Annotated in this window: 9 protein-coding genes and 1 pseudogene; 3 read left to right on the forward strand and 7 right to left on the reverse strand. The window is 43.3% G+C overall.

The window, feature by feature from the left end; all coding sequences use genetic code 11:
- The first annotated feature begins 22 nt into the window (after positions 1 to 22).
- Complete coding sequence (locus tag FQV30_RS09775) at positions 23 to 2155, forward strand: sensor domain-containing protein (protein ID WP_255473393.1); 2133 nt, start codon at positions 23 to 25, stop codon at positions 2153 to 2155.
- Positions 2156 to 2534: 379 nt separating this feature from the next.
- Here the strand turns inward: FQV30_RS09775 and FQV30_RS09780 are convergent, their stop codons facing one another.
- Together FQV30_RS09780 and pdxR are read right to left on the reverse strand one after the other, a co-directional pair.
- Positions 2535 to 2741 (reverse strand): hypothetical protein, encoded by a 207-nt coding sequence (locus tag FQV30_RS09780; protein WP_255473394.1) that lies wholly within the window; start codon positions 2739 to 2741, stop codon positions 2535 to 2537.
- 845 nt (positions 2742 to 3586) lie between these two features.
- Complete coding sequence (gene pdxR / locus FQV30_RS09785; RefSeq protein WP_146499971.1) at positions 3587 to 4966, reverse strand: MocR-like pyridoxine biosynthesis transcription factor PdxR; 1380 nt, start codon at positions 4964 to 4966, stop codon at positions 3587 to 3589.
- A gap of 163 nt (positions 4967 to 5129) precedes the next feature.
- Here pdxR and FQV30_RS09790 point away from each other — a divergent pair, with 163 nt between their 5' ends.
- Together FQV30_RS09790 and FQV30_RS09795 are read left to right on the forward strand one after the other, a co-directional pair.
- Complete coding sequence (locus FQV30_RS09790) at positions 5130 to 5756, forward strand: LysE family translocator (RefSeq protein ID WP_146499972.1); 627 nt, start codon at positions 5130 to 5132, stop codon at positions 5754 to 5756.
- Positions 5757 to 5822: 66 nt separating this feature from the next.
- A complete protein-coding gene (locus FQV30_RS09795; RefSeq protein ID WP_146499973.1) occupies positions 5823 to 6434 on the forward strand; it encodes an FMN-binding negative transcriptional regulator in 612 nt (203 codons plus the stop codon).
- 497 nt (positions 6435 to 6931) lie between these two features.
- On the opposite strand, the gene ppdK is transcribed toward FQV30_RS09795, so the two are convergent.
- The 5 genes and pseudogenes from ppdK to FQV30_RS09825 all read right to left on the reverse strand — a co-directional run bounded on the left by ppdK (position 6932) and on the right by FQV30_RS09825 (position 13117).
- Positions 6932 to 9598 carry a pyruvate, phosphate dikinase gene (ppdK, locus tag FQV30_RS09800; protein ID WP_146499974.1) on the reverse strand — a complete coding sequence of 889 codons (2667 nt, stop codon included), beginning with the start codon at positions 9596 to 9598 and terminating at the stop codon, positions 6932 to 6934.
- A 56-nt stretch (positions 9599 to 9654) separates the two neighbouring features.
- Positions 9655 to 10458 carry a pyruvate, water dikinase regulatory protein gene (locus FQV30_RS09805; RefSeq protein WP_146500368.1) on the reverse strand — a complete coding sequence of 268 codons (804 nt, stop codon included), beginning with the start codon at positions 10456 to 10458 and terminating at the stop codon, positions 9655 to 9657.
- Between the two features lie 730 nt (positions 10459 to 11188).
- A pseudogene (locus tag FQV30_RS09815) lies at positions 11189 to 11317 on the reverse strand (glutamine amidotransferase); the annotation flags it as partial.
- A gap of 11 nt (positions 11318 to 11328) precedes the next feature.
- Positions 11329 to 12198, reverse strand: a complete 870-nt coding sequence (locus tag FQV30_RS09820; protein WP_146499976.1) for an ABC transporter permease subunit — start codon at positions 12196 to 12198, stop codon at positions 11329 to 11331.
- Positions 12182 to 13117 (reverse strand): ABC transporter ATP-binding protein, encoded by a 936-nt coding sequence (locus FQV30_RS09825; protein ID WP_146499977.1) that lies wholly within the window; start codon positions 13115 to 13117, stop codon positions 12182 to 12184. Before FQV30_RS09825 ends, FQV30_RS09820 begins: the two co-directional genes overlap by 17 nt.
- Positions 13118 to 13186 lie beyond the last annotated feature (69 nt).

The following is a 13186-nucleotide window of genomic DNA, read 5'->3' on the forward strand; positions in this document are numbered from 1 at the left end:
CAGTTATATGGAGGGAATATAAATGGAAATTATGAATACTACAGGCATGGGTCCTGCTGGTAATATGAAAGAGGACAAAGTTCATCTGAAGGATGCATTTTATAGAGAGATGTTTGAAGTGATGGTACAAAATGCGCCTGTAAGCATGTATATTTTAGAAAACTGGACCTACTCTTATGTCAACCATCATTTTTGCAGTCTTATTGGCTATACGAAAGACGAAGTATCCGTTAAGAACTTTACTACAGATACGCTCATCCATCCAGATGACATATCAATTGTACAGGAAAGCGTCAAAAGAAGAATTGAAAATCAGGAAACGGACGCACGTTATCGGGTCAGAGTGATAAAAAAAGATGGCAGCCTGATTCATGTTGAAATACATGCAAGAAAAGCCATATTGGATGGAAAAGCAGTTACCTTCGGAACCGTTTTTAATGTAACAGAAGAAGTAAAAGCAAATTTGCAGCTTCAGGAAAATCAGAAGCGATTCAAATCCCTTTTTGACAATAATCCGGATGCCATTTTCACAATTGACCTCGAAGGGAACTTCACAGATGCAAATCCAGCATGTGCAAACTTGTCAGGATACACTGCGGATCAATTGCTTGAGATGTCCTTTGCTCCGCTTGTCGTGCCTGACGATTTAGCACTCACCCTTCATTACTTCGAGGAAGCCTTACGAGGAAATACTAACCGGTATGAAATTGCCATAACCCGCAAAGACGGCAAAAGAAGAGATTTAGAAATTACAAATTTCCCAATGCATTTATCAGGACAAATCATCGGCGCATATGGCATCGCAAAAGATATTACAGATCGAAATGCCCACAGAAAACTGTTGGAAGACCTCGTGTTCTACGATTCATTGACAAAGCTGCCGAATCGGAAATTGTTCGAAGACCGGTTAAGCCAAGTGTTCAAACTTTCCGATGCACACATCACCCAGCCGGTTGTCTTATTTCTGGATTTGGACCGCTTCAAGTTCATCAATGATTCCCTGGGCCATCATATCGGCGATGAATTTTTAAAAATTGTGGCCGAACGCTTACTGCAGAATGTCCGCCATACGGATACGGTGAGCCGGTTTGCCGGAGACGAGTTTGCCATTTTGCTGCCCCATTCAAGTGAAGCGGAAGCGATTTCCTTGGCTGAACGGTTAAACCTGGCATTGGCAGAACCATTTGAAGTCATAGGCCATTCCTTGACAGTTTCTGCAAGCATCGGAATCGCTTTTGGCAGCGGGACTGACAGCAGCGTGGATGAATTAATCAAAAAGGCTGATACCGCCATGTACTATACGAAAAAGTACGGAAGAAACAACTACACCGTCTACACAGAAGAATTAGACCAGAAAACAGCCTACAAACTGACACTGGAGCAGGATTTAAAGTCAGCCATTAAAAATCAGGAACTTGTCCTCCATTATCAGCCGATTATTGATTTGAAGACGGGCGACCTCAGTGCCATGGAAGCGTTGATCCGATGGAACCATCCGAAACTCGGGCTTGTGCCGCCAGATCATTTCATTCCAATTTCAGAAGAAAGCGGACAGATTGTGTCCATTGGAAAATGGGTGCTGCAGGTTGCCTGTGCCCAAAATATAGCCTGGCAGGATGCAGGCTTACCTCCTTTTAAGATGTGCGTGAACATCTCAACCATCCAGCTGCAGCATCCCAACTTTGTGCAGACGGTTAAAACCGTTCTGGAAGAAACAGGGCTCGATGCAAAATGGCTGGAACTGGAAGTGACCGAAAGCATTTTGATGGAAGATACAAAACTTCTGAAAGAAAGTTTGACGAATCTGAAGGCCCTAGGCTTATCAATGTCAATTGACGACTTTGGCACCGGATATACCTCTCTCAGTTATTTACGGCAATTTTCGTTCGACCGTGTGAAAATTGACCGTAGTTTTGTACAGGATATCAACAACGACTTGAATGGCAAAGCAATCACCTCAACCATTATCTCGTTAGCCCACAAATTGAATATGGGAGTTATTGCAGAAGGAATTGAGAATGAAACACAGTTGAACTTCCTGCAAGAAGAAAAGTGCGACAACGGACAAGGCTATTATTTTAGCCGCCCCTTGCCAGCGGACTTACATACTTTTCCTTTACCATCCCAAAATGTTAGTCGATTAAAAGTGGAATAAGTATCATAAATTCATTTATAGTGGCTATTTATTTAATGTTAGAAAGAAGCGCTTATCCTTACAAGACTCTGTTAACCGACTCTCTTGTTGCTTGGCAAATAAGAGCCTTCATCGATTCATCTGATCTTACAACCTATCATTTTCAAGTTGAATATCATCATTGATAAAGTCCTAACGTTCATAAAAGTACATTTAAACAGAAAAAAGGGGAAAAGCCTTGCTGATGAGCACTGCTTTTTCCCCTTTTTATTTTGCTGTCGGAGCAGCAATCGCTTCTGATAATTCCTGGTGTATAAAACGTTTCTGCCTAAATGTATGAACTGCTTACATTCATTCATTTTTCAAAAACCATCTTTTTATTGGCCGGAATAACCCTACCTCAAAGATTTCTGCTAGCAGAAATCCGGCGATAAAGTGCGATAATCTCTTCGTTTTCCTGTTCCCATTCAGGATTGCTCTGCATAGGCATATTAAAAGCCGTTTCCATTTCACTCATTAGGTTAGCTATCATAAGTTTTTTTCGATTTGCAGGATACTTCCCCCGTATTATTACTTCAAAGCGTTTAGTGTAGTATTGCAACATCATTCTACATTCTCCCTAAAGTGAAAAGTTGGTCATGCTATCCTATATTTCTTCGTTCATATTTTGGTTGTGGTGCATCGTACTTTCAAGGCCAGAGCGATAAAAAATTTTCAACAATATAGCAATGTCTTTATTTCCCTCATATTGCGATACCCGAACGTTATACGCACTTTTGCGAATCAATTTTCTCGCTTATATCCACCGTCCAGTTCCATATGCAATTCCTTGAATTCTTGTTCTCGTGATTTTAAATTATGTTTTTATATCTATTATATTAACAGAACTAAAGAATGCTCGCTAATTTGGAAAGTAGACCGTTCGTAACTGTAAACCTTTATGCACAAATCCATTAATTGTACTTATATTGGGTTTTGGCATGATTCAAAAGGCGAAAGTACAAACATACACTTAGCATAAAATCTAAATAAATTAATAATCTTAGTAAAGATCATTATTTGAGCATGAACAGACAATAATTTTAAACCTTTCGCAAAAGCATACTATTTTGGGTCAAAAACAGAACTTCAGTTTATTGAATAACCGATCCTTCTAATCGCTTCAAATACTCAAATAAAAGGCTTGTTTAAATTCAAATTTTGCAAACATGAAAATCATTTATAGAAAATTTAGCCTGTAGATATAAGCGAGCCTCTCCCGCTTGATATTATATGGTTCTCCTTTAAAAGGAACTAAAAATCTTGATGAGAAGGTTGTCTCATCTCTTAATTCCAGCGGCCATTGAAGGTATCCTCCGTTGTCTTGTTTTCCAGAAAGAATAAAAGAAAGGCTGGAATTAACCCGAATGCCTTTGACTTAGCCTCTTCGATAGTCAAAAAAACAGCGGTTTTTTATGTCCATGCCTTTTTTAAAAGCTTCACTCCTTCTTGGATTTCTTCACAGGAAAGGTTGCTGAATCCCAGTTTGATGACGGCTTCTGCAGGATGGTTTTTGATGAAATAGATGGAAGTCGGATACACATGAACTCCATCCATTTCAGCTCGCTCGATCAACCATTCCTCTGACCTATTCAGATGCACTTTCACTAAGACGTATAACCCCGACTGTTCTCCGATAATGGAAAGGCTTTCTTTGAACTGCTTTCTTAATTCTGAGACTAAGCATTGCATTTTCCGCTTGTACACGAGCCGCATTCGTTTAATATGGCGGTTCCATTCCCCCGCTTCCATAAATCTTGCCATTGTCAGCTGATTTTGGAGGGAAGCGGTACTCTCGAACTGAAGAAATCGGTTTTTGTAGCGATCAACTACTGATTGGGGCAAGACCATATAACTCAGGCGGATTCCCGGAAGAAAGGACTTCGAGAAATTCCCCAGGTAAATGACTCTTGCTGAATCGATGGATGCCAGGGCTGGGAAGGGTTGCTGCGTATATCGGAACTCGCTATCGTAATCGTCTTCGATAATAAATCCATCGATGCTGTTCGCCCATTGGATGAGCATTTGCCTCTGCTGTATCGACATACTGACCCCTAGGGGACTTTGATGGGATGGGGTGATGTAGATCAGCTTTGACTTCAATTTTTCCAGCTGTGAAAAATCGGCCCCTGTCTCATAAACCGGCAAAGTCTCAATCGCAAATTGATGAAACCGGAACGCTTCTTTTGCCCCGTCATATCCGGGATCCTCGATAATAACACCATCACTGTCATCATTCAGGATGTGCCCAAGATGGATCAACAGCTGCTGGGTACTGCTGCCGATGACAATTGCATGGGGCTCTGTTTTGACTCCACGCGACTGGAATAAATAAACGGCGATTTGCTCACGCAAGCAGACTTCCCCAAAGGGTTCCCCGTACTGAAAACTCTCTTGCAAGGTTAACACTTGATTCGATAGTCTTCTCCAGGTTTTCAGCGGAAAGTGGGTTTGATCCACCGCCCCTGCCTTGAAATCAATTTTGACTGAAGGCGCAGGCTCTTTACGCTCCTTATCTGGCGGAGCAAGGGCATCTTGAACTAAAATCGGTTCTAATTCATTTACAAAATACCCTTTCCTTCCTTCTCCGCGAATGTACCCTTCCGCTACAAGCTGCTCGTAGGCCATCAAGGTCGTATTGCGGCTGACATGCAAAGTTTCTGCCAATTGGCGGATGGAAGGCAACTGCTCGTTTTCCGGCAGGTCCTTCTGCTCGATCAACAATTTAACCCGGTCGTATACCTGTCTGTATTTAGGAGAGTGGTCATTTAAAGCAAAAATGATATTTTTCAATGCATACCTCTTCTGACATGTCTATATTCTTTTATTTGTACCTTTTTATATGTCAATTCCTATCTTACTATGGAGACTAACCGATAGCCATAAAAGGTCAAATTTAGCTGGAAAATATCCAGGGCTGAACTGTCGGGGAGTGTGAAGTGATTGGAGGAATTTGATGTCAGCTATCGCTGAATTAGGCGCATTTATACTAGTGGTCTGCGGATTATTTTTGATTCCTGGTCCTGCTGTCTTGTTGCTGGTCACCCGATCTGCTCAAGCAGGGGCCAAGACAGGTATCATAACCGGCCTAGGCATTGCAACAGGTGATTTCATCCATGTGCTACTGGCCGCTGTTGGGATCTCTGCGATTCTGATGACTTCTCCTGCTGCTTTTACTGTCATAAAAATCGCTGGAGCAGCGTATTTGATCTGTATGGGGATTCAAGCATTTTCAGCAAAAGCCTCCCCCATAAACAGGCCGGTTGTTATACAGTCGTCATTCCCTAAAATTTACTGGCATGGCTTATTAGTAGAAGCTGTGAATCCGAAAACTGCCCTTTTCTTTTTGGCTTTATTTCCACAATTTGTACATCCAGAGAGTGGTTCGATCATAACGCAATTTTTACTGTTAGGGGTTGTTTTTGTTGGTTTAACGGTTATCTATACAACGGGTTTAGCCGTCTTTACCGGAACCGTCAGCCAATTGATCGACCGGGGGACTGGCATGAACAGATGGGGACACAAAGCTTTAGGTCTGCTGTATATTTGCCTGGGCTTGCAAGTAGTATTTCTAAGTCCGTAATTTTTTTAAAAAAATTTTTCCGACGGTTTCAGAATTCATCTTGATATTAAAAAGGAGCACACCATCATGTATATTCCAAAGTATTTTAAGATTGCAGATTTCGAGGAAATCCGGGAATTTGTTCAACACAATGCATTCGGGACACTTGTCACAACCAAAAAAGGAAGACCGATTGCGACTCATTTGCCTTTACAGTTGATAAAGGAAGAAGAGGATTACTATATAACCGGCCATATGGCTTACGGGAATCCACAGTGGCGGTCATTCGAAACGTCTGAAGAGGCATTAGTCATGTTCCAAGGGCCGCACGCTTACATCTCTTCTTCCTGGTACGAACATAAAAATGTCCCGACCTGGAACTATCAGTCGGTTCATATATATGGTCCAGCACACACGTTGAACGAAGAAGAACTGAAACAGGACTTGGCCAAGTTGCTGCAGAAATACGAAAGCCACCGCGAGAATCCGGTTCTATGGGATAATCTCTCCCCTTCGCTGCTGGAGAAAGAATTGAAAGGAATTGTCGGATTTAAGATTCATGTGAAAGAAGTCCAGGGTGCCTATAAAATGAGCCAGAATCGAAATGAAACGGATTATCGGAATATCGTTGAGCAATTGCAGAACGAAAAAAATCCGAATGCAAAGCAAATGGCGGAAGTGATGAAAAAGAAATTATAAGATTATCTGCAAGCCGATGTTTCTTTTTTTCGTGTGCAGCACGATTTTGCTTTTGACGTTGCGTTAGAAGCAGGATTCTCAATCTTCATTCTCTGTCTCATTTGTCACGTAATCGAAGAGCGATTTCAGGGCGTTAACGATAGGGTGACGATTGCCTGTCTTCAGTTTTTGACGGTCTGGTTCGCGTGACCAACTGTTCCTTCTTTTGAAAACCCAATATGCAGCTCCACACCCAGCTTTATTGGATTGGCCGCTAACGAAGAAGGCCGCAGCTTCTGTTAAGTTTTCACAGAGCAATTACCGGAAGAAGCATTGATAACGATAGAGACACTGAAGAAAGATACCGGCCGCAGAAGTTTTCGATAGGATTATACTCGATTATGCAGAAAGGCAGTTTACCCCATTGGAAGAGACCTGCTAAAAAGGCATTTTGCCCAAAGCAGGCCTCTTCAGTTGGCAGTTAATAAATTGTAGAATCATTTTTCTTTTCTTATGCTTCAGTTTATAGACAATTTCCTTTTTTGAAGTTCATTTTTGACAGCGGCTTGAGCAGCTGCTAGGCGTGCTAATGGAACACGGTATGGAGAGCAACTGACATAATCCAGTCCTTGCAAGCAGCAAAACTCGATCGATGTTTTTTCTCCGCCATGTTCTCCACAGATCCCTGTTTTTAATTGGGGCCGGGTCTGTTTCCCTAATTGGATGCCTGTCTTCATGAGGGCCCCCACTCCTGATTGATCTAGTACAGCGAATGGATTATCAGGAAGAATCTTGTTTTCAATATAATCTTTTAAAAATTTTGCTTCTGCATCATCACGGCTATAGCCGAAAGTGGTTTGCGTCAAGTCATTTGTTCCAAAAGAAAAGAAGTCCGCTTCAGCAGCAATTTCATTTGCCGTCAGCGCCGCCCGCGGCACTTCAATCATCGTACCAATGGTGTATTCGATGGGAATTCCCGTTTTATTTTGAACTGCCACTGCAGTATCATTGACCAATTGGCGCATGATTTTCAATTCATTCACATGGCCGACAAGCGGAATCATGATTTCAGGTTTTACAGTAATTCCTTTGCTTTCCAACGCTGCAGCTGTGTTAAAGATGGCTGTTGCCTGCATTTGATAGATTTCGGGATAGATGATGCCAAGCCGGCATCCCCGGTGGCCAAGCATCGGATTGGATTCATGCAATTGGCGGACACGTTTCAGCAGTTTTTCTTTATCAGCGAGTTGAGGCGAGTCCGGTTCCAGAATTTGCATTTTCGCCACTTCCACCGCTAAATGCTCTTTGTCAGGCAAAAATTCATGGAGCGGGGGATCCAGCAGGCGGATGGTGACCGGAAGTCCCTGCATCGCTTGAAAGATTCCTTCAAAATCGCTTTCCTGCATCGGCAACAAGAAATCAAGCGCCCGTTTTCTTTCCTCTTCGGTTTCTGCAAGTATCATTTGCTGAACGATCGGGACACGGTCCGCTTCCATGAACATATGCTCTGTCCGGCATAACCCGATGCCTTCCGCTCCAAATTCCACCGCTTTTTTGGCATCTTCCGGATTGTCTGCATTTGCTCGGACATCAATTGTCCGTTCTTGATCTGCCCAAGACAGCAATAGCCCGAATTCATCAGACAATTCAGGATCAATCATCGGGATTTCGCCAACGATAATTTCACCTGTACCTCCGTCAATCGTTATCGTTTCCAAGTGCTTAACGACGGTATCCCCTACTTGGAATTGCTGTTGCTGCATATCGATTTTCAATGCTTCACAACCGCAGATGCAGGATTTCCCCATGCCTCTGGCCACCACTGCCGCATGGCTTGTCATTCCGCCTCGGCTTGTCACGACGCCTTGCGATGCAATAATACCATGAATATCATCTGGTGTCGTTTCCGACCGGACCAAGATCACCTTTACGCCTTCTATGTGCAACTGCTCCGCTTCATCCGGATCAAAAACAACTTTTCCAGTAGCTGCTCCAGGCGAAGCCGGCAACCCTTTCGCCAATATATTCTTTTGGTATTTATCATCGATCCGCCGGTGAAGCAGCTGATTCAGCTGTTCCGGTTCAACGCGGCCAATCGCCTCTCTTTGGGTAAGCACGCCTTCTTTCACCATCTCGACCGCGATTCGAATAGCAGCTTGTGCAGTTCGCTTGCCATTTCTTGTTTGCAGGATGAAGAGCTCTCCGTGTTCTACCGTGAATTCGATATCCTGCATATCCCGGTAATGATGTTCAAGACGGTTGCACACTTCAACAAATTGACTGAATACCTCAGGCATGTCCTTCTGCAAAGTTTCGATTGGATGCGGCGTCCGTATTCCCGCTACAACGTCTTCACCTTGAGCATTTATAAGGTATTCCCCATATAACAAGGCTTCACCTGTGGATGGATTGCGGGTAAAAGCCACTCCGGTACCGGAATCATTGCCCATATTGCCAAATACCATGCTCTGGATATTTACCGCTGTGCCATAATGGCCAGGAATCTTATTCAATTGGCGGTATACGATTGCCCGCTGGTTATTCCATGAATCGAATACAGCGTGGATTGCTAAGAAAAGCTGTTCCAAGGGGTCCTGCGGAAACTCTTGCCTGATATGTTTTTTCACGATTCCTTTATAATCTGAGATGATTTCTTTCCAATCTTCAGCCGTCATTTCTGGATCACTGTGATAGCCTTTTGCTTCTCTTCTTTTTTCAAGATGCTGCTCAAAATAAAACACATCTATTTCCAATACGACATTCGAGAACATTTGGATAAAACGCCGGTATGAATCGTATGCAAAGCGAGGATTATCCGTCAAATGGGCTATCGCTTCGACAGTTTGGTCATTCATCCCAAGATTCAATACCGTGTCCATCATGCCCGGCATTGAAAAGACGGACCCAGAACGGACTGAAACCAGCAGCGGGTTGACTGTGCCGCCGAGTTTCTTCCCAGTCGCTTTTTCCAATCGAGCCAATGCTTCCAGTATTTCCGATTCCACTTCTTCTTGTATACGCTTTCCTGAATTGTAATAATCATTGCACGCTTGTGAGGATATGGTGAAGCCATAAGGGACAGGCAACCCGATATTTGTCATTTCAGCCAAGTTAGCCCCTTTGCCGCCAAGGATTTCTTTCATTTCGCTGTTTCCTTCATCAAACATGTACACCATCTTTGTCATTCTCAGTACCCCCTTCAAATGAATAAATCACATAAAGCTATCTGGCGGAACCTGTCTTACAAATCCAGAATATCCATTACATCATTCGCTGTTTCTTCAATCGCCTTGTTCGATACATTTATGACTGGACAACCGATCCTCTTCATTATTTTCTCCGCGTAATCGAGCTCTTCCAAAATCCGATCCAATTGGGCATAAGTGGCATTCGGCTGCAATCCCATTTTTTTCAGGCGTTCTTTGCGGATTGCATTCAAACTATCCGGCTTGATTATCAATCCGATGCACCTTCCTTTAGGCACATCAAACAACTCAGTCGGCACCGGAACTTCAGGGACCAAAGGGATGTTAGCAACTTTGAACCCTCTATATGCAAGATACATGGATAATGGCGTTTTCGAAGTCCGCGAAACACCAATCAAAACGATATCCGCTTTTTTGATGCCTTCAATATCCCGGGCATCATCATATTTTACAGCGAATTCAATCGCTTCGACTTTTTGGAAGTATTTTTCATCCAGTACTCGCGTAAGTCCGGGGGTGTGTGCTGGCTCCCGTTTGAATTTTTGCACAAACGCATCCATCAAAGGGGCCAGAAGGTCGACCGCTGTTATATTTTCTTCACGGGCACGTTTGTTCAGATAATCCCTTAAATCATCTACTACTATTGTGAAGACAATGATAGAATGCTCTCTTGTTGCTTTTTGAATGACTTCCTCTATATCCGACTCTCTGCTGACATGCGAAGTCTGGTGAATTTCAACTTTTTCTTCAAGGAATTGAACAGCTACAGCTTTCACTACGCGTTGGGCTGTTTCCCCTATCGAATCAGACAGGACATAAACAATTTCTTTTCGGCTCATTCCACTTGCTCCTCCCAGCTGCTCCAATTTCTGCATCGTTAAAATCCGGTACGTCATAGCCGGCCAAAGTACGATCCCTACTTCTATAATTGTCGAATCAACCAAAATCCCGAGTTTTTAAGATGGACTGCCGTTCTGCTTCCGGCTTATTGAAAACAAGTATTCGGTCTAAAGCCCAGTTCAACGGCATTTCTGCAATTGCAAAGGCGGTTGGTGTGCCAATATGCGCAACACTTCTTCTTTTCACTCTGCATCCGATTCCATCGCAAGCAATTCCTTTTCTATCTTCATAGGCCATTCTCCTGTACAAGACATCCTCAAAAGGGTCTTTTCCTTAATAAATAGGCTCCAATAAAAGAAATCAGAAAAAATCCGATAACCTACCTCCATCTTTTTTACAAATGTTCTGATTGTGAACATTTGATATTACGATAATTATAAAAGCGCTTTCAAAAGAAATCAATACCGTTTAAAGAATATTTAGAAAAATCATGTAAATGCATATAGCTTCCCATTCATATAAGATTATGCCGAAAAACTGTTTTTCAGTAAAAAATGGATTTTAGGATCCCTAATTCAACATGGTGCTTTAATGAAGATTAAGCTGCCTTTCAAGGCAACTTTTTCTTTTTATCAGGAAACTGCGAATTTACAGCGATAATGAAATTCCAAATTAAAAAGCTCAGCATCTCTAAAAATCGAACTAGAGAAATTGAGCTTTTCAGTTACTTCATTTATTTATTGAATTCATTAACTGGAAGAAGTATTGAGGTTCACGTGTCTTATTTAGGTCATACCATGAATGTAATGCATCAGGTGTAACTACATCTATTTTTTTCAGTACCTCCATTGCAAATTCTTCTCTTACGGTTATACATCCCGATTTTTAAAACTGTAAATGGAAAAAACCACGGCAGCTGCCCCGTAAAGCACTGCATACCAGACCATGATATTCCCCGGGGTGGAGATGCTCGTGAACATCCCGCCTTGTGCGATTGACAAAGGATTATCCGCCGAATCAAACAACAAGATAGTCATCTTCCGGTACATGGAATCGATCGGGAAAACGAGGCTCATGACTATTCCGATGTTCACTAAACTTGTTTTCTCAACCACTGCGCCGAACTGCTCAATAAACCCGCCGATAAAGGCGGCACCATACAGGATGATTGCCACGATTCCTGCATTCAGCGTAGTCATCCGCGTGCTTAGCAAAACACCGAATGCCACCAAAACAAAAGGCTGGATTGCAAACACGCTTACCGCCTTGATCATCTGAAATGGCTCGATATCCAAGGCCATCCATTCCGCCCCAATCCCTTGATGCAGAAAGATGATGCTAAAAAACAGGGAAATGGCATAAGCGATCAGCAGAAAAGCCAGGCCGAGAAATTTTCCCAGCACAAATTGGGACCTGGAAATCGGCCGCATCAGCCATGTATCGATTTGATGGCTAGAAACTTCACCTGAAATAGCGCTGACACTGGACATGATCGCAAGCAAAGCTGTAATAAAAGAAGAAAAATAAAGGCCTACTCCCAATAGTTGCGATGCGACAAATTGCTGCATCAAAAAGGCTTCCGTCCCTTGTCCGCCATCTCCGGCTTCCGCTCCTTCTTTTCCGGCAAAATAGATGGCTGTTCCATAAAGCGCCAGAAAAATGAGCGTCATGATGATCGTAATCAGGAAAATCCGTTTTGATATCATTTCTTTGACGGTCAATTTACCGATTGTCCACATAAGCGCTCTCCTTTTTCCGGTTTACCCAATGCATGAAAACATCTTCCAAATGAGGTGTGATTGGTTTTACTTCATGGACATCCACCTTTCCGGAAGACAGATGATGCAGGATTTTCGGGATATCCCGTTCATCCTCAAGCTGGAGGATCCACCGTGTGCGCCCTTCTTCTTCATTGCCTTTTTGCCAGCTCTTTATGAATGGTGGAAACTGCACAGCACCTGTTCCCGCAGTTACAATTTCAACTTGCGCTTCAGTCATCATCAACTCCCTCCATGCCCCTTGTGCAACAATTTCTCCTTGGTGGACAATCGAGACGTTGTCACATACAGACTCCACCTCATATAACAGATGGCTGTTCAAAAAAACGGTCTTTCCTTGGTCCCGGAGATACACCATAAGATCGCGGACGTCTTTTCGCCCGATTGGGTCCAGTGCAGAAGTCGGCTCATCAAGAAAAATCACTTTCGGATCATTTAAAATGGCGCAAGCTAGCCCGATCCGTTGAGACATCCCTTTTGAAAATCCGCTGATCCGGCCCGTTTCCCTTCCCGCCATCCCGACTAGCTCTATGACTTCTTCGATTCGTCTGCTTCGTTGCCTGGCCGGAATTTTGCACAGTTCCGCATGGCTTTCCAACAATTGCTTTCCCGTCAGCCAATCCGGGTAGCGAAACAGCTCCGGAAGATAGCCGACCTGTTCCCGGGACTTTGTCGTTCCGATAGGTTCTCCGAGAATATACCCCTCCCCGCCAGTCGGCTGCAAAAGCCCCAGCAGCGTCCGGACAAAGGTGCTTTTCCCTGAACCATTCGGCCCTAAAAAACCATACACAATCCCTTCACCTACGGATAACGTCACATCAGAAATGCCGCCTTTTCCATCATACGTTTTCGTTAACGATTTCGTCTGTATAACGTCCATTCTCTTCCTCCCATAAGCAAATCAAGAAAAGTCCAGAGTGCATTTCGGCAACTCTGAACTTTTGATCCG

The sequence above is a fragment of the Planomicrobium sp. CPCC 101110 genome (assembly GCF_007859395.1).
GTDB lineage: Bacteria > Bacillota > Bacilli > Bacillales_A > Planococcaceae > Planococcus.